This is a genomic window from Paraburkholderia sp. AV2, from assembly GCF_054968425.1.
The window spans coordinates 44,277-64,647 of record NZ_JBANLK010000037.1; the positions used below are offsets into that span (position 1 = coordinate 44,277).

The 20,371-nt window shown below is 66.1% G+C and carries 15 protein-coding genes and 1 pseudogene; 5 read left to right on the top strand and 11 right to left on the bottom strand.

The genetic code is table 11. The features are described 5' to 3' along the window. Positions 1 to 2: 2 nt before the first annotated feature. On the bottom strand, positions 3 to 4,703 hold the full coding sequence (locus V8683_RS22700) for a glutamate synthase-related protein (RefSeq protein ID WP_411188290.1): 4,701 nt from the start codon (positions 4,701 to 4,703) through the stop codon (positions 3 to 5). Positions 4,704 to 5,241: 538 nt separating this feature from the next. Further along, positions 5,242 to 5,943: pseudogene (locus V8683_RS22705) on the bottom strand (transposase); the annotation flags it as partial. 190 nt (positions 5,944 to 6,133) lie between these two features. On the opposite strand from V8683_RS22705, the gene V8683_RS22710 reads away from it, so the two are divergent. Continuing rightward, the gene (locus V8683_RS22710) at positions 6,134 to 6,859 is read left to right on the top strand and encodes an OmpW/AlkL family protein (RefSeq protein ID WP_411188289.1); all 726 of its coding nucleotides are present in this window, start codon (positions 6,134 to 6,136) and stop codon (positions 6,857 to 6,859) included. Between the two features lie 331 nt (positions 6,860 to 7,190). Continuing rightward, complete coding sequence (locus tag V8683_RS22715; RefSeq protein WP_411188288.1) at positions 7,191 to 7,568, top strand: ElaB/YgaM/YqjD family protein; 378 nt, start codon at positions 7,191 to 7,193, stop codon at positions 7,566 to 7,568. Between the two features lie 54 nt (positions 7,569 to 7,622). Here the strand turns inward: V8683_RS22715 and ugpQ are convergent, their stop codons facing one another. The 8 genes from ugpQ to pilM form a co-directional block, all read right to left on the bottom strand. Then, on the bottom strand, positions 7,623 to 8,369 hold the full coding sequence (ugpQ, locus tag V8683_RS22720; RefSeq protein ID WP_411188287.1) for a glycerophosphodiester phosphodiesterase: 747 nt from the start codon (positions 8,367 to 8,369) through the stop codon (positions 7,623 to 7,625). 34 nt (positions 8,370 to 8,403) lie between these two features. Further along, a complete protein-coding gene (locus V8683_RS22725; protein WP_411190481.1) occupies positions 8,404 to 9,522 on the bottom strand; it encodes a deoxyguanosinetriphosphate triphosphohydrolase in 1,119 nt (372 codons plus the stop codon). Between the two features lie 124 nt (positions 9,523 to 9,646). After that, on the bottom strand, positions 9,647 to 10,729 hold the full coding sequence (aroB, locus tag V8683_RS22730) for a 3-dehydroquinate synthase (RefSeq protein WP_411190480.1): 1,083 nt from the start codon (positions 10,727 to 10,729) through the stop codon (positions 9,647 to 9,649). A 25-nt stretch (positions 10,730 to 10,754) separates the two neighbouring features. Continuing rightward, complete coding sequence (aroK, locus tag V8683_RS22735) at positions 10,755 to 11,306, bottom strand: shikimate kinase AroK (protein WP_027797319.1); 552 nt, start codon at positions 11,304 to 11,306, stop codon at positions 10,755 to 10,757. Positions 11,307 to 11,413: 107 nt separating this feature from the next. After that, entirely contained in the window at positions 11,414 to 12,973 is a 1,560-nt protein-coding gene (locus tag V8683_RS22740) for a type IV pilus secretin PilQ (protein ID WP_411188286.1), read from the bottom strand. A gap of 44 nt (positions 12,974 to 13,017) precedes the next feature. Further along, on the bottom strand, positions 13,018 to 13,551 hold the full coding sequence (locus V8683_RS22745; protein WP_411188285.1) for a hypothetical protein: 534 nt from the start codon (positions 13,549 to 13,551) through the stop codon (positions 13,018 to 13,020). 329 nt (positions 13,552 to 13,880) lie between these two features. After that, complete coding sequence (locus tag V8683_RS22750; RefSeq protein WP_411188284.1) at positions 13,881 to 14,510, bottom strand: hypothetical protein; 630 nt, start codon at positions 14,508 to 14,510, stop codon at positions 13,881 to 13,883. A 35-nt stretch (positions 14,511 to 14,545) separates the two neighbouring features. Then, on the bottom strand, positions 14,546 to 15,514 hold the full coding sequence (gene pilM, locus V8683_RS22755) for a pilus assembly protein PilM (RefSeq protein ID WP_411188283.1): 969 nt from the start codon (positions 15,512 to 15,514) through the stop codon (positions 14,546 to 14,548). A 266-nt stretch (positions 15,515 to 15,780) separates the two neighbouring features. Here pilM and V8683_RS22760 point away from each other — a divergent pair, with 266 nt between their 5' ends. Further along, positions 15,781 to 18,234: a penicillin-binding protein 1A gene (locus tag V8683_RS22760; RefSeq protein ID WP_411188282.1), complete on the top strand. Its 2,454-nt coding sequence runs from the start codon at positions 15,781 to 15,783 to the stop codon at positions 18,232 to 18,234. Positions 18,235 to 18,272: 38 nt separating this feature from the next. Here V8683_RS22760 and cyaY read toward each other — a convergent pair whose 3' ends face one another. After that, the gene (cyaY, locus tag V8683_RS22765; RefSeq protein ID WP_411188281.1) at positions 18,273 to 18,590 is read right to left on the bottom strand and encodes an iron donor protein CyaY; all 318 of its coding nucleotides are present in this window, start codon (positions 18,588 to 18,590) and stop codon (positions 18,273 to 18,275) included. Positions 18,591 to 18,625: 35 nt separating this feature from the next. Here cyaY and lptM point away from each other — a divergent pair, with 35 nt between their 5' ends. Both lptM and lysA read left to right on the top strand, forming a co-directional pair. Continuing rightward, positions 18,626 to 18,958 carry an LPS translocon maturation chaperone LptM gene (lptM, locus tag V8683_RS22770; RefSeq protein WP_411188280.1) on the top strand — a complete coding sequence of 111 codons (333 nt, stop codon included), beginning with the start codon at positions 18,626 to 18,628 and terminating at the stop codon, positions 18,956 to 18,958. A 9-nt stretch (positions 18,959 to 18,967) separates the two neighbouring features. Further along, entirely contained in the window at positions 18,968 to 20,239 is a 1,272-nt protein-coding gene (gene lysA / locus V8683_RS22775) for a diaminopimelate decarboxylase (protein WP_411188279.1), read from the top strand. The last annotated feature ends 132 nt before the right edge of the window (positions 20,240 to 20,371 follow it).

The window sequence follows — 20,371 nt, forward strand, 5'->3', positions numbered from 1 at the left end:
CTTCAGGCGGCCAGCACTTCCTGGTTCGCCTTCTTCGCGCCGATCTCGCCCAGCGCGCGCTTGTATTCCGTGGGGAACACCTTCACGAACTGACGGCGCGACGCGTCCCAGTTCTCGAGCAGCACCTTCGCACGCGGCGAGCCGGTGAACTGGAAGTGACGCTCGACGAGTCCCTTGAGCAGCGCTTCGTCGGTCTGGCCCGCGTGCCACAGCGCGCGGTCCACGGTGCGTTCCTGTTCGGCCTGCTGCAGCACCGGATCGAGCGCGACCATCGCGCGGTTGCACTTGCCGGCGAACATGCCGTCCGGATCGTAGACGTAGGCCACGCCGCCCGACATGCCGGCCGCGAAGTTGCGGCCCGTCTCGCCGAGCACGACCACCGTGCCGCCCGTCATGTATTCGCAGCCGTGGTCGCCCGTGCCTTCGACAATCGCCGTTGCGCCCGAGTTACGCACCGCGAAGCGCTCGCCCGCCACGCCGCGCAGGAAGGCTTCGCCTTCGAGCGCGCCGTACATCACCGTGTTGCCGCAGATGATGTTTTCTTCGGACTTGCCGCGGAAGTCGTTGGTCGGACGGATGATGATGCGGCCGCCCGAGAGGCCCTTGCCGACATAGTCGTTGCCGTCGCCCACGAGGTCGAGCGTAATGCCGCGTGCGAGGAACGCGCCGAAACTCTGGCCCGCCGTGCCCTTCAACTGGATATGGATCGCGTCGTCGTCCAGACCGTTGTGGCCGTACTTCTTGGCGATCATGCCCGAGAGCATCGCGCCCACCGTGCGGTTCACGTTGCGCACCGGCTGGATGAACGAGACGTGCTCGCCCGTTTCGATCGCGGCCTTTGCCTTCTCGATCAGCGTGTGATCGAGCGCGCGGTCGAGACCGTGGTCCTGGGTGTCGACGTGCTTGCGTGCGACTTCCTCGCCAACTTGCGGCTGATAGAACACGCGCGAGAAGTCGAGGCCCTTCGCCTTCCAGTGCTCGACGCCCTTGCGCGTATCGAGCAGATCCGCGCGACCGACCAGGTCGTCGAACTTGCGGATGCCCAGTTGCGCCATGATTTCGCGCACTTCCTCGGCGATGAAGAAGAAGAAGTTGACGACGTGCTCGGGCTGGCCCGAGAACTTCGCGCGCAGCACCGGATCTTGCGTCGCGACGCCGACCGGGCAGGTGTTCAGGTGGCACTTGCGCATCATGATGCAGCCCTGGACGACGAGCGGCGCCGTCGCGAAGCCGAATTCGTCCGCGCCGAGCAGCGCGCCGATCACCACGTCGCGGCCCGTCTTCATCTGGCCGTCGGCCTGCACGCGAATGCGGCCGCGCAACTGGTTCAGCACGAGCGTTTGCTGGGTTTCGGCGAGGCCGAGTTCCCACGGCGTGCCGGCGTGCTTGAGCGACGAGAGCGGCGAGGCGCCCGTACCGCCATCATGGCCGGCGATCACGACGTGATCGGCCTTCGCCTTCGCGACACCCGCGGCCACCGTGCCCACGCCCACTTCCGACACCAGCTTCACCGAGATCGACGACACTGGGTTCACGTTCTTCAGATCGTGAATGAGCTGCGCCAGATCTTCGATCGAGTAGATGTCGTGGTGCGGCGGCGGCGAGATGAGGCCCACGCCCGGCACCGAATAACGCAGCTTGCCGATGTACTCCGACACCTTGTGGCCCGGCAACTGGCCGCCTTCGCCCGGCTTCGCGCCCTGCGCCATCTTGATCTGGATCTGGTCCGCCGACGACAGATACTCCGCCGACACGCCGAAGCGGCCCGACGCGACCTGCTTGATCTTCGAACGCAGCGAGTCGCCATCCTTCAGCGGGATGTCCTTCACGACTTCCGGCCCGATGATCGACTGCATCGTGTCGCCGTTCTTGATCGGAATACCGCGCAACTCGTTCCGGTAGCGCTTCTCGTCTTCGCCGCCTTCGCCCGTGTTCGACTTGCCGCCGATGCGGTTCATCGCGACCGCCAGCGTGGCGTGCGCTTCCGTGCTGATCGAGCCGAGCGACATCGCGCCCGTGGCGAAGCGCTTCACGATTTCCTTGGCCGGCTCGACGTCGTCGATCGAGATCGCGCGCGCCGGGTCGATGCGGAACTCGAAGAGGCCGCGGAAGGTCATGTGGCGCTTCGTCTGATCGTTGATCAGGTGCGCGTATTCCTTGTATGTCTGGTACGAATTGCTGCGCGCCGAGTGCTGGAGCTTGGCGATCGCGTCGGGTGTCCACATGTGGTCTTCGCCACGCACGCGGTAGGCATACTCGCCGCCCGCGTCGAGCATGTTCGCGAGAACCGGGTTGTCGCCGAATGCGTCGTGATGCAGACGGATCGCTTCTTCCGCCACTTCGAACAGGCCGATGCCACCCACCTTCGAAGCCGTGCCCTTGAAGTACTTCTGCACGAGGTCGTCGGCAAGACCGACCGCTTCGAAAATCTGCGCGCCCGTGTACGACATGTACGTGGAGATGCCCATCTTCGACATCACCTTGAGCAGGCCCTTGCCCACCGCCTTGGTGAAGTTGTAGACGGCCTTCTCCGGCGACAGATCGCCCTTGAGGCCCTGCGCCATCTGTGCGAGCGTTTCCATAGCGAGGTACGGGTGCACGGCTTCCGCGCCGAAGCCCGCGAGCAGCGCGAAGTGGTGCGTTTCGCGCGCCGAGCCCGTTTCCACGACGAGACCCGTACTCGTGCGCAGACCGTGCTCGACGAGGTGCGAATGGATCGCCGAAGTGGCGAGCAGCGCCGGGATCGCGACGTTGTCGCGATCCGCGCGGCGGTCCGAGACGATCAGGATGTTGTAGCCCGACTTGACCGCATCCACCGCTTCCGCGCACAGCGACGCGAGGCGCGCCTCGATGCCTTCCTTGCCCCAGGCCACCGGGTAGCAGATGTTCAGTTCGTAGGAGCTGAACTTGCCGCCCGTGTACTGCTCGATCGCGCGGATCTTCGCGATGTCCTTGAAGTCGAGCACCGGCTGCGACACTTCGAGACGCATCGGCGGGTTGATGTTGTTCGTGTCGAGCAGGTTCGGCTTCGGGCCGATGAACGACACGAGCGACATCACCATGTTTTCGCGGATCGGGTCGATCGGCGGGTTCGTGACCTGCGCGAACAACTGCTTGAAGTAGTTGAAGAGCGTCTTGTTCTTGTTGGACATGACCGCCAGCGGCGAGTCGTTGCCCATCGAGCCGACGGCCTCTTCACCCGACATCGCCATCGGCGCCATCAGGAACTTGAGGTCTTCCTGCGTGTAGCCAAACGCTTGCTGACGGTCGAGCAGCACGGCGGCTTCGGCACGCGCGGTCGCGACGTCTTCCGCCTTCGGCTCGATCTCGTCGAGCTTGATGCGCACGGCGTCGATCCAGCTCTTGTAGGGCTTGGCGTTGGCGAGGTTGTCCTTCAGTTCCTTGTCGTCGATGATGCGGCCGTGCTCCATGTCGATCAGGAACATCTTGCCCGGCTGCAGGCGCCACTTCTTGACGATCTTCGATTCGGGGATCGGCAGCGTGCCGGCTTCCGAGGCCATGATGACGAGGTCGTCGTCGGTGACGACATAGCGCGCCGGACGCAGACCGTTACGGTCGAGCGTCGCGCCGATCTGGCGGCCGTCGGTGAAGGCGATCGCGGCGGGGCCGTCCCACGGCTCCATCATCGCGGCGTGGTACTCGTAGAACGCCTTGCGGTTCTCGTCCATCAGCGTGTGCTGTTCCCAAGCTTCCGGGATCATCATCATCATCGCGTGGACGAGCGGATAACCCGCCATCACCAGCAGTTCGAGGCAGTTGTCGAACGACGCCGTGTCCGACTGGCCCGGGTAGATCAGCGGCCAGAGCTTCGGCAGATCGTCGCCAAGCACGTGCGAGGCGATCGCGCCGGTACGGGCGTTCAGCCAGTTCACGTTGCCCTTCACGGTGTTGATCTCACCGTTGTGGGCGATCATGCGGTACGGGTGAGCCAGCTCCCACGCCGGGAACGTGTTCGTCGAGAAGCGCTGGTGCACGAGCGCGAGCGCCGAGACGACGCGCTCGTCCTGCAGGTCGCGGTAGTACACGCCCACTTGGCCCGCCAGCAGCAGACCCTTGTAGACGACCGTGCGCGCCGAGCACGACGGCACGAAGTATTCCTTGCCGTGCTTGAGCTTGAGCGCCTGGATGCGGTGGCTCGCGGTCTTGCGGATCACGTACAGCTTGCGCTCGAGCGCGTCCGTAACCATTACGTCCTTGCCGCGGCCGATGAAGATCTGGCGGATCAGCGGCTCGCTCGCCTTCACAGTGGGCGAGATCGGCATGGCGTGGTCGACCGGCACGTCGCGCCAGCCGAGCACGACCTGGCCCTCGGCGCGCACCGTGCGCTCGAGTTCCTGTTCGCAGGCGAGGCGCGAGGCGTGTTCCTTCGGCAGGAAAATCATGCCGACGCCGTACTCGCCATTCGGCGGCAGCGTCACGCCCTGCTTGGCCATTTCCTCGCGATAGAAGGCGTCCGGAATCTGGATCAGGATGCCCGCGCCGTCGCCCATCAGCGGATCGGCGCCCACGGCGCCCCGGTGATCGAGGTTCTCGAGAATCTTCAAGCCTTGCTGAATGATTTCGTGGCTCTTCTTGCCCTTGATATGGGCGACGAAGCCGACGCCGCATGCGTCGTGTTCGTTTTGCGGGTCATACAGACCTTGCGCGGCGGGCACCGCGGCGCGCTGCAGGTGATCGTTCATGGGGACCGTCCAAGAATGGCCAGGGCTGGCCGTTGATTCCGTACTTTTTTGTTCCCGCCGCTTGCGCGACCGCTGTACGGCGTTGCGCGGGCGATGCGGGCTTCCCGCGTTGTGCGCCAAGGAGAGCCGAAAGGCGAATATACGCGACGAATCAAGGGCATGCAAATAAAAGTGCATGATATAACCCCAATTATCAAGATGGTGCATCCGCACAACTTTTTATTGGGGACTTATCAAAAGCGGGCAAAAGAAAGCGGCATCGAAAGATGCCGCCTTTCTGAGTAAACCATTGATTTAAAAAAGATCAATGCGTGCCAGTGCCCGGCTTTCGCTCCTCGTGCGTGGACGGCGAACTGGCCGGCGCGGTGCTCCCCGTTGGGGACGAACCGGGCGCATGCCCCTCCGAACCGGCCGGCTGGCTACCCGGATGACCCGCCGGATGTGTTGTCGGCTGACCACTACCGTGTCCGCCAGGCGAGTTCGTGGATGAGGGCGGCGTAGCGCCCGGTTGATTTGACCCTGATGAACCAGCGGCCGCCGGCGAAGGCGCCTCGCGCACCTTGCGCGGCCGGCCGCGCGGCAGCGGCGAGACGCGGCGGTTCGCCGAGCGCGAGGCCCAATCGCGCCAGCTCTCGCTGCCGAGCACCCAGCCTTTGAGAGTGGCCTGCATCAGTTGCGAGGTCTCGCGCTCGTCCAGCGGCTGCTCGCACAGTTCGCGGTAGGCGCGCTGACGCTCGAACGGCGTGTTGCCGAGCGCCCAGTACAGCGGATGGTCGGTGATGAGACTGTCGACGGTGAGCCCGATGTGATGCCGGTAGCTCGACCACCGGTAGTCCTCGGGTACCGCGACGAGATGACCGCGCGCCGGCGCCAGTTCGACCACCCGGCTCGCGAGCAGGAAGAACCGCTCGGCCTCGATCACCGTGGCCCGGTAACGACCTTCCCACAGCGTGCCGCGCCGCGCATAGCGGCGGTTGAAGTGCGCCACGTAGCGCCTGCCGACGGCCTGCATGGCCTTCGGCAGGCTCGCCTCGTCGGAAGGGGTGGCGAGCAGTTGCACCGCGCCGGGCATCAGCACCCATGCGTGAACCGCCAGATGATGATCGCGCGCCGCCGCCTTCAGGCAATCGATGAAAAGCTCGTAGTCCTGGTCGTCGACGAATGCGGGCTGCTGGTCGAGTCCGCGCAGGATCACGTGCTGCGGCTGATCGGGTACATATAGACGTGCAAGCCGTGCCATGCTCGATTTTCCATTAGTCCGTTGGTGAATACCCGCAGACCCGCCAGGCCGCGCCAGCGCTCGGTGCGCAAGGCATACGGCTTGAAGCGGAAACGTCGCGGCGCTTAGGGAGAAGCCTCTAACCGTGGCGTATGGTTTGTTGCAAACGTTGTGTTCATAATGAGCGGGCCTTTTATGGAGGAGCACATATATGAAATTAAAACAGGCGCTGGCAGGTATCGCCGCGCTCGCCAGTTTTTCGGCAGCACACGCTCAATCAGCCAACACGTTCTACGTTACGACAGGGTGGTTCCACTTCGCCCCTCAGGACGGCAGTGACCCCCTCAAAATCGACAGCGTTGGCGGTTCTCCAGTCAACATGTCGTTCCCGGGCACCGGTGCCGGAGTCGGTTCGGCCGATACGCTCGGCCTCAGCTTCGGCTACTTCATCACCGACCACATCTCCACGGAACTCGAGCTGGGCATCCCGCCGACCTTCGATCTGAACGGCGAAGGCGAACTGAGCCCGTACGGCAAGCTGGGTTCGGCGAAGCTCTGGAGCCCGGCGCTCCTCTTCAAGTACTACTTCAACAAGCCCGACGCCAAGTTCCGCCCGTATGCCGGCATCGGCGTGACCTACGCCTGGTTTACCGACGACCACATCACCAACGGCGCCTTCGAACAGAGCGCGGCCCTTGGGGGTCCGACCAGCGTTTCGACAGATCGTTCCTGGGCGCCGGTGTTTAACGCGGGCTTCAACTACAACTTCACCAAGCACTGGTTCGCGGGCTTCTCGGTGTCCTACATTCCGATCAACGTGACCGCCACCCTCGACACGCAAAAGCAAACACAGGTCGGTGTCCTGTCGCAACGCGCGGAAGCCAAGATCCACCTGAATCCGATCGTCACTTACCTGAAGGTCGGTTACATGTTCTAACTGCCGCGCCGGGCTACCGCCCGGTTCACCGCCCTCCGCCAGCCCTCGCGGCCCCCGGCGGCGGGCGGCATCCCCACCTTCCCGCATCCGGTCTTCACCACACACAAGCAGGCTTTCCCTGATTCTATGCCTCTGGGAAAAACCGTGCTGTCCCCGTAATCACCTAATGCGGCGTCCGGCCGCAAAGCCCCGTCCGGCGGGCCGCCACGGCAAGCTGCCTTGTACACCTTCGGGTGCCGGGTACCGGATTTGCGCAATACTCTGCCTCATGGCGCCCGATTTTCGGGGGCGAAACGAACGTCATCTTTGCTTTTCAACCACGGAGCCATTCATGAGCGCATTTCCCAACACGCGAGACGCCCTCGGGGAATCCTGGACGAGGACAGGTCACCGTGCGCGACGCATTGCGCGCCGCGGGCGCAGTGCCGCAGCCGATATCGCCGACGAACTGCGCGAACTGCTGGCCGAACTCGAAAAGTCCCTCGGCGAGGGTACCCAGGCCGACGCCGCCGAGCTGCGCGCGGATCTGAGGAAACGCCTCGACGTAGCGCGCGAGCGCCTCGAAGCGGCGCGCGCGGCAACGCGCGAGCGCGCGGACGAGGCCTTTGCCCAGGCCGACGACTACGTCCGCACCAACCCCTGGCAGGCCATCGCCATTGTGGGCGGCGTCGCGCTGATCGCCGGCGCACTGATCGCGCGCAGCCGCTGAAACATCCATGACCGGCGACGGCGCGACAAGAAGGCTCGCCGGCTGCGCGCCCGTTCAGCCGTCGAGGGCGTGTGGCCCGATCAGGTCGATGCGGTCGGTGCAGATCGTGTCGACACCCCAGCGCACCAGCAGACGGGCGCGCTCGAGATCGTTCACCGTATAGACGAGCAGGCGTAGCCCGGCCGACTTGATACGTGCGACCAGCGCCTCGTCCAGGTAGCGATGGCTCGCATGCAGCGATACGCATTCGAGATCGGCCGTCTGCTCGCGCCAATCCGCCGGCACGTGCTCGAACAGCAGTCCGCGCGGCAGTTCGGGCGCAGCCTCGCGAGCCATCGCGAGCGCCTCGAATGAAAACGACGACAACAGCGGCGCCGGTGTCTCGCCGCGCCACAGCCGCGCGGCCTCCTGCGCGACGAGGCATCCCGTCTCCACGTCCCGGTGCGGGCACGGCTTGATTTCCACGTTGGCTGCAAGGCCCTCTTCGCGGCAGCACGCGGCCACCTGCGCGAGCGTCGGCATGCGCTCATCCGCAAAACGCGCATCGCGCCAACTGCCGGCGTCGAACGCGGCCAGTTCGTCGTAGCGCAGCCGCGCCGCCGCGCCGTGGCCGTTCGACGTGCGCTCGACGGTGTCGTCGTGGAGCAGGAAGACGACGTCGTCGGCCGAGAGCTTCGCGTCGAACTCGACCATCGTGTGCCCGTAGCGGGCACCCGTGCGCAGGGCCGCCAGCGTGTTCTCCGGTGCGAGCGTGCCGCCGCCGCGGTGTGCGCAGACGCGCGGATACGGCCAGGCTCTCATTCCGTGGGCTCCCGGGTGCATTGGCAAGCCGCAATCAGACGTCGTCGTCGACGACGAAAAGGCGGCGGTATTCCTTCAACGCGTAACGATCGGTCATGCCGGCGATATAGTGCGCGATCAGGCGCGGCTGCGCCGACGGATCGGGCGACTGGTAGGCGGGCGGCAGGAGGCGCGGATCCTCCGTGAACGCGGCGAACAGGCCCGTCACGACCCGCTGTGCCTTGTTCGCCATGCGCATCACGCGGTAGTGCCGGTACAGATTGCGGTAGAGGAACCGCTTGAGCGTCGCCGCCTGGGCCGCCACGGCCGCGCTGTGCGCCACGAGCGGCGGCGCGCTGCGCACCTCGTCAATCGACTGCGGGGCGTGCTTCGCCAGATTCCGGCTGGTTTCTTCGATCAGATCGACGATCAGCGTATTGATGATGCGGCGTACCGTCTCGTGAATCAGCCGGCGGCCCTCGATCTGGGGAAACTCGGCGCGGGCGGCTTCGTAGTGCGTCCGCCAGAGTTCGACTTCGGCCAGTTGCTCGATGGTGATCAGGCCCGAACGCAGGCCATCGTCCACGTCGTGATTGTTGTAGGCGATCTCGTCCGCGATATTCGCGATCTGCGCCTCGATCGACGGCTGACGCCCGAGCAGGAAGCGTTCGCCCAGGTCGCCAAGCCGCCGCGCATTCTCGCGCGAGCAGTGTTTAAGGATGCCTTCGCGCGTCTCGAAACAGAGATTGAGGCCATTGAAAGCGCCATAGTACTCCTCGAGCTCGTCCACCACGGCGAGGCTTTGCAGATTGTGCTCGAAGCCGCCGTGCTCGCGCATGCAGTCGTTGAGCGCGTCCTGGCCAGCATGACCGAAAGGCGTATGGCCAAGATCGTGCGCGAGCGAGATCGCTTCGACGAGATCCTCGTTCACGCGCAGGTTGCGCGCGACCGAACGCGCGATCTGCGCCACTTCGAGGCTGTGCGTGAGCCGCGTGCGAAAGAGATCGCCCTCGTGGTTCACGAACACCTGGGTCTTGTATTCGAGCCGCCGGAACGCCGTGGAGTGGACGATACGGTCGCGGTCGCGCTGAAATTCGCTGCGCGCTGCGGGCAGTGGCTCCGGGTGGCGTCGCCCGCGCGACCGGGAGGCATGTGCCGCGTACGGCGCGAGCACGGCCTCGAGCGAGGCTGCAAAGGACGATGCGCCAACGCCGGGAACCGCGCCCGGCTGGCCTGCTGAAACTGCACTGCGACTATCGCTCACCGGTTCCTCCGCAAGGTATGTGGGCCGGCGGCGCTCAATCCTTCGTCGTGACGGCAAGCGTGGCCTGAACGGCTTCGTCCGGCGCGAGGGTGATCAGCGTGTCGCCGAAGCGATTCAGCAAGATGAATTTGATCGCACCGCCTTCGGCCTTCTTGTCGACCTGCATCAGCTCGACATAGCGACTGGCGCCGAGCGCCGGCGCGCGCACCGGCAGCTTCGCGGCCGCCACGACCTGCACGAGCCGCTCGCGCGAAGCCTCGTCCAGATGGCCGAGCCGCACCGAAAGATCGGCCGCCATCACCATGCCGCAACCGACCGCCTCGCCGTGCAGCCACTCGCCGTAACCCAGTCCCGCTTCGATGGCGTGGCCGAACGTGTGGCCGAAATTGAGGATCGCGCGCAGGCCGCCTTCGCGTTCGTCGGCGGCCACCACGGACGCCTTGATCTCGCAGGAGCGCTTGACGGCGTGCGCGAGCGCCTGCGGGTCGCAGCGGTTGAGCGCCTCGACGTTGGCTTCGATCCAGCCGAAAAACGCCGCGTCGGCGATGGCGCCGGTCTTGATCACCTCGGCAATGCCGGCCGCCAGCTCGCGCTCGGGCAGCGTGCGCAGCACGCCGATATCGGCGATCACGGCCTGCGGCTGGTAAAACGCGCCGATCATGTTCTTGCCGAGCGGATGATTGATCCCCGTCTTGCCGCCGACCGACGAGTCGACCTGCGACAGTAGCGTAGTCGGCACCTGGATGAACGGCACACCGCGCATATAGCAGGCCGCCGCAAAACCGGTCATGTCGCCGGTCACGCCGCCGCCGAGGGCGATCAGCGTGGTCTTGCGATCCGCACGCGCGGTGAGGAGCGCATCGAAGATCTGGTTCAGGGTTTCCCAGTTCTTGTACGCCTCGCCATCGGGCAGCACGACCGTGCGGACGTCCTTGCCGAGCGGCGCAAGGGCCGCGCGCAGGGCTTCGCCGTAAAGCGGATCGACGACGGTGTTCGTGACGATCGTCACCGACTGGCCGGCGATATGCGGCGCAAACAGTTCGGTCTGGCCGAGGAGGCCCGTGCCGATGTGGATGGGGTAGGCGCGGTCGCCCAGTTCGACGTTGACGGTAATCATGCTGGCCATTATGACTGACGCGCCTTCAGCGCGCCGGGGTTCGCGCGACGCCGGCCATGTCGAGCTGCATCAGCACCATGTTGACGAGCCCGTTGACGGAAGGCCGGCCGGTTTCGATGACGAAGTCGGCGATCTCGCGGTAGAGCGGGTCGCGCACCTCGTAGAGCGCTTCCAGACGCGCCTTCGGGTCTTCGGTCTGCAAGAGCGGGCGATTCTTGTCGCGCCGCGTGCGCAGCCACAGATCGTGCGGATTCGCGCGCAGATAGACGACAAAGCCGCGCTCCTTGAGCGCGAGGCGGTTCTCGGGCCGCAGCACGGCACCGCCGCCGGTCGCGAGGACGATGCCCTCGCGGCCAGTCAGCTCGTCGATCACGTGGGCCTCGCGCTCGCGAAAGCCCGACTCGCCTTCCAGCTCGAAGATCACGGGAATGCGAGCGCCCGTGCGGGCCTCGATCTCATGGTCGGAGTCGAAAAACTCACGCTCCAGCCGGCGCGCGACCGCCCGGCCCACGGTCGTCTTGCCGGCGCCCATGAGCCCTACGAAAAAAACATTGGCGTTTGCGTCCCGCACTTGCAGCGTTTCCTGTTTAGGTTGGTGCCGCAGCTTACTGGCAAAGCGGCGGGGTTGTCGAGCCTGCGGCCCGCGCTTCGACGCCTGCCTGCCGTCGAAGCGAAAATCAGGGGTCAATTCGCTCCGACGACGCGCGGTGTAATGAACACCACCAGTTCGCTGCGCTGATCGCGGTGCGCCCGATGCGAAAAAAGCGCGCCCAAAAGGGGTATTTTGCCCAGGAGCGGCACACGCGTCACATCGTCGCGATCGTCGGACGCGTCGATACCCCCTATCGACACTGTTCCGCCGTCCTCGATCTCGACCCGCGTCCGCACGTGCTTGGTGTTGATCGCCGGCCCCGCGGCGGTCTGCTCGCCGACGCTGTCCTTGGCGACGTCGAGGTCCAGGATCACATGGCCATCGGGTGTGATCTGCGGCTCGACCTCCAGTTTCAGGCTGGCGCGGCGAAACTGCACGCCCGATACGCCCTGCCCGACCTTCGCCTGGTAGGGCAGTTCGGTCCCCTGTTCGACGACGGCCCGCGTGCGGTCGGCGGTGACGACGCGCGGGCTCGACACCACGCGTCCGCGCCCCTCGGCCTCGATGGCGCTCAACTGAACGTCGAGCAGGCGCGTGGCGTGGGCGGCGAGCAGCGAAATGCCGGCCTGCGCGGCATCGAAGCCCGCCAGCGGCCCTGCGGCCAGGTCGAAGACCACGCCGTCCTTGCCGCCCTGCACGCCGCGCGCGGCGCCGTCACCCTGAACCGGTGTCACGCCGAGCCGCACGCCGAGTTCGTGCGACAACCCCTCGTCGCCCTCGACGATGCGCGCCTCGATCAGCACCTGCCGCGCCGGCGCGTCGAGCAGATCGATCAGATCGGCGATCTGGTCGAGGCGCGCCGGCAGATCGGTCACGAAGAGCAAATTCGTGCGCGCGTCGGCCACGGCCGCGCCGCGTTTGGACAACGCGCGCTGCGTGCCCGAGCCGCTCAGGAGGCGCTGGACGTCTTCGGCTCGCGCGTAGTGCAGTTCGAATGCGCGGCTCGCCAACGGTTCCAGCTCGGCGGCCCGCGCATGCGCTTCGAAGCGTTGCCGCTCGCGCGCCGCCAGTTCGGCCGCAGGAGCCACCCAGATCACGTCGCCCGCACGCTCCATCGCGAGGCCATTCACCTCCAGCAGCAGATCGAAGGCCACGCGCCACGGCACCTGTTCGAGCCGCAGCGTCACCTGGCCGCGCACGCGCTCACTCGCCACAATATTGAGCTTCGTGAACTCCGCGAATGCATGGAGCACGGCGGCAAGCTCCGCGTGCTGGAAATTCAGCGTGATCGGGCGATTGGGCGGCAAACCGTCGGATTTCGAAGCCGGATCGCTCAGCCGCTGCGGAGCGCGTAGCGGGACCGGCGGGCCTTCGAGCGATTCGCCGGCGGGCGTACCGCTCGGCCCGGGGCCGGCATGCAAATCGTCAGCCGCACCGTTCGCTCCGCTGGCCTGCTTCGCATCGGGATTGGAATCCTCGCTGCCGGCAGGTTCGCCACCTGCCGCGCCTGCAAACGGATTCGCAGCCCAGCCCGTTATTTCGTCCGTACCGGCGCCTTCGGGTAGCGGCGGCACCGACTGCCGCACGACCGCTTGCGCGGCGGCTCCCGGTTCCGGCAGGGGCGGTGGAATCGCAAGGGCCGCACCAGACATAGCGCTGAAACCGGCCAAAGTTGCGAGGACCGCGCGAAGGTGCCTCATTCGGCCTCCTCCGTCCAGCCCAGCGTCTCGCTCGCTCCGCCGGAGGACAGAACCACGTGCGAAGGCGCAATACGTTCGACGCGACCGTTCCCGAACGACTGTCCCGCCGTCACGGCCTGAGTGCCCTCGGGCGTTTCGATCAGCGCGACGATAGCCTTGCGGTCCAGCATGATGCCCGCCAGCCGCCTGCCTTCGCTCGTCCTTGCCGCAAAGCGGTCCGAAAATGGGTCGAATGTCGGGCCGTCGTTCCCGGCGACCCCATCGGCTAGCAGCAACGCGGGCAGGCGGTCGAAGACCTGCAGGGTCGCGGCAATCGAGAGACCCTCTCCGCTGGCACGCCTGATCGCAATGTCGACCGGCACGGCAAACCCGGGTGCCGCGCCCAGCCCGGCGAGAAAGCCATGCAGCTCGGCAAAGCCGCCCCGCGCAACGAGCTTGAGCGTGCGGAATGTTGCGAGACCTGCTCCGCCAGCCGCGGCCGGTTCGAGCGATTGCAAGGAGAGCCCCGATCTCGACGCCAGCCCGGACATGTTGCGGATATCCTCGGCTGTCGTGTCCGCGTGCGCACGCTGCCCCTCTATTGACGCAGCCGCCGCCCGGAGTGCGGGCAGGCGTGCCACGGTCCGCCGGGCTTGCGCGAACTCACGCTGCGCATCGTTCAATCGCGCTTCCGACGCGCGCAGCCCAGCAAGATCTCCCACCGTGCAGGCAAAACCCGCCAACGATGCAGCGAGTACTGCCGTTGCCACGAAAACGCTCAACCTCTGCCGCCAGCCCCACGCATGCAGTGCCGCCCGGCGGCGCAACGCGGCACCATTCATATTTGCGAGCGAATCGGCTCGGTCAACGAGCACGCTACTCATTTCGGATTCCTCAATCTGTCTTCATGGCTTTCGGTCGCCCGCTTCGCCGGTCCCGAATACGCGCCCTGCCAAACGACTCGCACCATCACGTGGATCGGCTCGTTGCCGGCCGTCGCTTCTTTCGCACCTGCCGCAGGCGGTGCCCGCTTCAGCTCGCGTACGCTCACCTCAGCCGCTTCGGGCAGGGCGCGCAGGTGCCCGAGCCACTCGGCCACCGTGGACTCGTCAACCGCCGCAGCTTGCAGTTCCGCTTCGTCGCCGCGCTGCACTACCTGTTGCAGCGCGACGCCCGCGATGCCCGCGCTGGCCAGCCCATCGAACAACGCCATCAGGCGCTTCAACGGCTTCGCGTGCTGCTGCGCCAGTTCCGCTGCGGCGTGCTGCGCAGCCGCCTCGCTTGCGAGCCGGCCTGCCTCGGCAAGCGGCAAGCGCAACCGTTGCACGGCCTGCTCGACGACCTCACGCCGCGCATCGGCCCGGCCACGCGTCCACAGTTGCCAACCGACGAGCGGCGCGACACAGGCACAGCCCAGAAGCGCCGCGGCACACCACTCGAACATCCGCCGCCACAGCAACCGGCGCATTTCGCGCTGCCGCCACGGCAGCAGGTTGAATCCGATGCGCATTGCGACGCTCTGTGCGCTGCCGCTACCCCCGCGCCTCATTCACTCACTCCCCGCAGTGCCAGACCGAAGGCCACCGCGCACGACGGATCGTGCGCCAGCCCCGCCGCAAGCGGCCGCTCCGGGTCAGCAAGCGTCGCGCATTCGAACGGCAAGGCAGGACAGCCAAGCACGCTGCCGATATCCGCCAGCGTGAAGTGCACACCACTCAGCAAGGCGAGGTCGCCGGCCACGACGGCACAGCCCGGCGGCTCCTCCTGCACGAGATCACGAAGCGCTTCGACGAGGTCCGCGTACTCGAGCGCGGGAAAGCGCATTTCGCGTGCGATGGCATCGTCGGCCACGGCCCAGCCGCGCACGCCCTCGGAACCAATCCATAACGCCACATACGGTTCATGCGGCGGCAACTCGAACACCGCCGCATGGCGCAACGCGCGCAGTGCGGCGTGAGCCTCGTCGTCCACGGCGCACAACGTGATACCCGCCATGGCCGCGCACTCGATGCGCGCCTCCAGATGTGCACGCGCCGTCGCGGCAATCGTGACCTGCGCCCCGCGAGGCACCGTTCCGCTCCAGGGCGCCACCCGCCAGTCGACGGCGAGTTCGTGACGCTCGACGCCCGCCACGCGTTCCGCTTCCGCCAGCACGAACGGCTCCAGCTCGGCATAAATCTGCGACTCGTCCGCATGACAGCCGGCCGGCGCGAGATGCGCGAGCGGCACGGTCGCGACGAGCGTGGCATTCGTGGGCAGCGCCATCGCGCAGCGCATCGAAGCCGCCGCGCACACGCGCGGCAGCCGGCTGAACACGCTGCGCAGCGCTTGCACGACCGCGGGGCGATCGACAATGTCCGCACCCGCCATCGCCTCCCGCGCGAGCGGCTCACTCGCCAGCCATTCGACGCGCACCGGGCCCGCGCCAAAAAGGCGCCGGCTCAGCACGGCCAGCGTGACTCCGCGCGCCGCGACATCGACACCTGCGGCAAAGCGGCGCGCACCCAACAACATCGGCCTCCCAAACCCCATTGCAGTCCCTCATTGGCTTCGCTCGCCACGAACCGTTCGGGCGTTTGCGTCAGGAAGCATTGTGCAAACCCCGCACCGCTCCGAATATTCGTCCGAACGGCCAATCCGGGCCACCGCCGCTATTCAGGCGTGAGGGGCGCGTCTACAGTGAAGGCATGCGTCTGCCGGCTCTCATCGTCAACGTAAGCATCCCGAAAGCATCCGGTGCCGGACGGCTATAATCGCGGGACTGTTTTTTCGGTATCCGTATGCAAGAGATCTCGTCGCCGTCGCCCGTTCCACCGCCTACACCGCCCGCGCCGCCCAAACGCCGGCGGCCGTGGTGGTTCAAGCTGCTCATCGGCTTCGCCGGCCTGATCGTGGCGGGCGTGGCCTGCGCGGCGCTCGTGCTCGGCTACGCGTTGATCGTCGCGACACCGAACCTGCCGTCGATCGACGCGCTCACCGACTACCGGCCCAAGGTCCCGCTGCGTATCTACACGCGCGACCACGTGCTGATCGGCGAATTTGGCGAAGAACGGCGCGACATCGTGCACATTCAGGACGTGCCGGACGATCTCAAGAAAGCCGTGCTCGCGATCGAGGACGCGCGCTTCTACGACCATGGCGGCGTGGACCTCACGGGCATCGCGCGCGCCGGCATCGTCGCCCTCACTAACGGCCACGCCACGCAGGGCGCGAGCACGATCACCATGCAGGTCGCGCGCAACTTCTTCCTGTCGAGCGAGAAGACCTACACGCGCAAGATCTACGAGATGCTGCTCGCGTACAAGATCGAATCGAAGCTCTCGAAGGACCAGATTCTCGAGGTCTACATGAACCAGATCTACCTCGGGCAGCGCGCGTACGGCTTCGCGAGCGCGGCCCGGGTGTATTTCGGCAAGGACCTGAAGAACCTCACGCTCGCCGAATGCGCGATGCTGGCCGGTCTGCCGAAAGCGCCGTCGGCCTACAATCCCGTGGTCAACCCGAAACGGGCGAAGGTTCGTCAGGAGTACATACTGGAGCGCATGCTGGAGCTGCGCTACATCACGCAGGACCAGTACGACGAGGCGGTGAAGCAGCCGCTCATCGTCAAGAGCGCGACCAGGGAATACAGCGTCCATGCGGAATATGTCGCCGAAATGGTCCGCCAGATGATGGTCGCGCAGTATCACGAAGAGGCCTACACGCGCGGGCTGAACGTCCTGACGACTCTCGATTCGGCCGACCAGGATGTGGCGTATCGTGCGTTGCGCAAGGGCCTCATGGACTACGAACGGCGTCACGGCTATCGCGGCCCCGAGGCATTCATCGATCTGCCCGAAGACACCGATGACCGCGAGCAGGCCATCGACGACGCGCTCCTCGAACACCCGGACAACGGCGAACTCATCGCGGCGGTCGTGACATCCGCGAGCCCGAAAGAGGTCGAGGCCACCTTCATCGACGGCAATGCCGCTACCCTCCAGGGCGACGGCCTGCGCTTCGCGCAGTTCGCGCTCGGCCCGCGCGCGCAGCCCAGCCAGCGCATCCGGCCCGGCGCGATCATCCGCGTCGTGCGCAACGACGCGGGAGACTGGTCGATCACGCAATTGCCGCAGATCGAGGGCGCCTTTGTTTCGGTCGTGCCGCAGGACGGCGCGATCCGCGCGCTCGTGGGCGGGTTCGACTTCAACAAGAACAAGTTCAACCACGTCACGCAGGCGTGGCGCCAGCCGGGCTCCAGCTTCAAGCCGTTCATCTATTCGGCCTCGCTGGACAAAGGGCTCGGGCCGGCCACCATCATCAACGACGCCCCGCTCTTCTTCAGCGCCGCCGAAACGGGCGGCCAGGCGTGGGAGCCGAAAAACTACGGCGGCGGCTTCGACGGCCCGATGACCATGCGCACCGCGCTCATGAAATCGAAGAACCTCGTGTCGATCCGCATCCTCAGCCACATCGGCACGAAATACGCGCAGCAGTACATCACGCACTTCGGGTTCGACGCCGACCGCCATCCGGCCTATCTGCCCATGGCGCTCGGCGCGGGTCTCGTCACGCCGCTGCAGATGGCGGCGGGCTATTCGGTATTCGCCAACGGCGGCTACCGCGTCAATCCCTATCTGATTGCCGAAGTCACGGACCAGCGCGGCATGGTGGTCGCGCAGGCGCAGCCGCTCGTCGCGCAGCAGAACGCGCCGCGCGCCATCGACCCGCGCAACGCGTACATCATGAACAGCCTCTTGCAGAGCGTCGCGCAGCGCGGCACGGGCGCGAAGTCGAACGTCCTCAAGCGCACCGACCTGGGCGGCAAGACGGGCACGACCAACGACTCGCGCGACGCGTGGTTCGCGGGTTATCAGCACACGCTCACCGCGATCGCATGGATCGGCTACGACAACCCGCGCAGTCTCGGCGACAAGGAAACGGGCGGCGGCCTCGCACTACCCGTGTGGATCGACTACATGGCCCGAGCGCTCAACGGCGTGCCGGAGTACAGGATGCCGATGCCCGATGGCGTCGTGACGCTAGGCGACGAGCTGTACTACGCCGACATGACGCCGGGGAACGGCTTCGTCTCGACGGTGGGTATCAGCCAGGCGGCGCTCGATGCGGCGGCGAGCGGCGCATCGGATGCGAGCGGAGCAGCGGGCGCGGCCGGCGCCGGGGAGGCGCCGGAGCCCGAGCAGGTGAACGCAAAGGAGAAGGAAGACATCATGAACCTGTTCCGCGGGCACTGAACAGGCAGCGCTGGCGCAGCCAGGCGGCTCAACCCTGGTCAGGGCGTAAAGCTGACCGGCTCGCCGGCCTGCTCCGTCGCATAAGCCGAGAGCGAGGAAAAGAACTCCGTGCCGCTTCGCGTATCGCGCCATTCACCGTCGATAAAGCGGTAGTGAAAACCGCCCGCCTTCGCGGCAATCCAGATCTCGCTCATCGGCGGCTGCAGGTTCACGATGATCTTGGTCCGGTTCTCGAATTCGAGTGTCAAAACATTGCCGCTGCGCTCGAGTTCGATATCGGCATCGGCCTCGTCCACAGCGCGCTCCACCGCTGCCAGCACGGCTTCCGCGCGGCCCAGGTAGTCACTGTCGGTCATGCTAAACTCCACCGGTTATTCATTCAGGGACAATTATGCGTGTCATTTCCAGGATGCGCGCAGCGGCGCCCGGCGCAATTTTAGCCATTTCGGCAGTCTTTGCACTCGTCGGCTGCGGCCAGCGCGGCGCGCTCTACATGCCCACCGTGCCGCCGCTTCCGCCCAAGCCCAATTTCGAAACGCAAGACACCGGAACGACAGCGCCTGAAGCCGCGTCCGCGGCTTCGAGCGCTTCGGGTGTTGAAGCAGGCTCGATTCCCGACACGTCCGGCACGCCGCTCACCCTGTCCCCCGACACCGAACTCGGCACGACCCCAACGGCGCCCGCCAGCCCGCAGCCGGCTTCCAGCGCCACGCCAACCCAATAAGACGCTCGCATGACCCAACCCGCTTTCCACCGCATCGACGGTACGTTCTACGTCGAGGGCGTCAGCGCCACCGATCTCGCCGCGCAGTTCGGCACACCGCTCTACGTGTACTCGCGCGCGGCGCTCACCGCCGCATGGCATGCCTACGCCGACGCGTGCGCCGGCCGGCGCGCCTCGATCCACGTGGCGGTCAAGGCGAACAGCAACCTCGCGGTGCTGAACCTGTTCGCGCGCCTTGGCGCCGGCTTCGACATCGTGTCGGGCGGCGAACTTGCGCGCGTGCTGGCCGCGGGCGGCAAGGCGGAAAACGTCGTGTTCTCGGGCGTCGGCAAGACCGCCGACGACATGCGTGTCGCGCTCGAAGCAGGCGTGAAATGCTTCAACGTCGAATCGATTCCCGAACTCGACCGCCTGAACGCGGTGGCGGGTGCCCTCGGCAAGACGGCGCCGGTCTCGCTGCGCGTGAACCCGGACGTCGATCCGAAGACGCATCCCTACATCTCGACGGGCCTGAAGGCAAACAAGTTCGGCGTCGCGTTCGACGACGCGCGCGCCACCTATCGCGCGGCGGCCGCCATGCCGCATCTCGACGTCGTGGGCATCGACTGCCATATCGGCTCGCAGATCACCGAAATCGCGCCTTACCTCGACGCCATCGACAAGCTGCTCGAACTCGTCGGCCAGATCGAGGCCGACGGCGTGGAGATCCGTCACATCGACGTGGGCGGCGGCCTCGGCATCCGCTACAACGACGAGACGCCGCCCGAGATCGGCGCATTCGTGCGCACGGTGCTCGACCGCATCGAGGCGCGCGGCGCGAAGGACGGCAAGGCGCGCGAAGTGTTCTTCGAGCCGGGCCGTTCGCTGGTCGGTAACGCAGGTGTACTGCTCACGCGCGTGGAGTTCCTGAAGCCGGGCGCGGAGAAGAACTTCGCCATCGTCGATGCGGCGATGAACGACCTCGCCCGTCCGGCGATGTACGACGCGTACCATGCGATCGAGCCAGTCGTGGAACGCAACGCGCCCGCCCAGACTTACGACGTGGTCGGCCCCGTCTGCGAAAGCGGCGACTGGCTCGGCCGCGCACGCACGCTCGCGATCGAACCGGACGATCTGCTCGCAATCCGCTCCGCGGGTGCGTACGGCTTCGTGATGAGCTCGAACTACAACACGCGTCCGCGCGCCGCCGAGGTCATGGTGGACGGCACGCGCGTGCACGTCGCGCGCGAACGCGAGACGGTCGCGCAGTTGCTGGCCGGCGAGCGGATCCTGCCGGACTAAGCCGGCAACGGCACAGCCTCAAAAAAAGCGACACCTCTTTCGAGGCGTCGCTTTTTTGTTATGCAGAACGCGCTGGATGTTCCGTCGCGATCTAAACGGTATTCTGTAGTGCGAGATATTTGGCGTTGAGAC

Coding starts and splice junctions, on each gene's coding strand:
- ugpQ (WP_411188287.1), bottom strand. CDS start 8,369: ATGAGAGCCTGGCCGTATCCGCGCGTCTGCGCACACCGCGGCGGCGGC.
- V8683_RS22700 (WP_411188290.1), bottom strand. CDS start 4,703: ATGAACGATCACCTGCAGCGCGCCGCGGTGCCCGCCGCGCAAGGTCTG.
- V8683_RS22760 (WP_411188282.1), top strand. CDS start 15,781: ATGCAAGAGATCTCGTCGCCGTCGCCCGTTCCACCGCCTACACCGCCC.
- aroB (WP_411190480.1), bottom strand. CDS start 10,729: ATGATTACCGTCAACGTCGAACTGGGCGACCGCGCCTACCCCATCCAC.
- lysA (WP_411188279.1), top strand. CDS start 18,968: ATGACCCAACCCGCTTTCCACCGCATCGACGGTACGTTCTACGTCGAG.
- pilM (WP_411188283.1), bottom strand. CDS start 15,514: ATGTTGTTGGGTGCGCGCCGCTTTGCCGCAGGTGTCGATGTCGCGGCG.
- V8683_RS22745 (WP_411188285.1), bottom strand. CDS start 13,551: ATGTCCGGGCTGGCGTCGAGATCGGGGCTCTCCTTGCAATCGCTCGAA.
- V8683_RS22740 (WP_411188286.1), bottom strand. CDS start 12,973: ATGTCTGGTGCGGCCCTTGCGATTCCACCGCCCCTGCCGGAACCGGGA.
- cyaY (WP_411188281.1), bottom strand. CDS start 18,590: ATGACCGACAGTGACTACCTGGGCCGCGCGGAAGCCGTGCTGGCAGCG.
- lptM (WP_411188280.1), top strand. CDS start 18,626: ATGCGTGTCATTTCCAGGATGCGCGCAGCGGCGCCCGGCGCAATTTTA.
- V8683_RS22715 (WP_411188288.1), top strand. CDS start 7,191: ATGAGCGCATTTCCCAACACGCGAGACGCCCTCGGGGAATCCTGGACG.
- V8683_RS22710 (WP_411188289.1), top strand. CDS start 6,134: ATGAAATTAAAACAGGCGCTGGCAGGTATCGCCGCGCTCGCCAGTTTT.
- V8683_RS22750 (WP_411188284.1), bottom strand. CDS start 14,510: ATGCGCATCGGATTCAACCTGCTGCCGTGGCGGCAGCGCGAAATGCGC.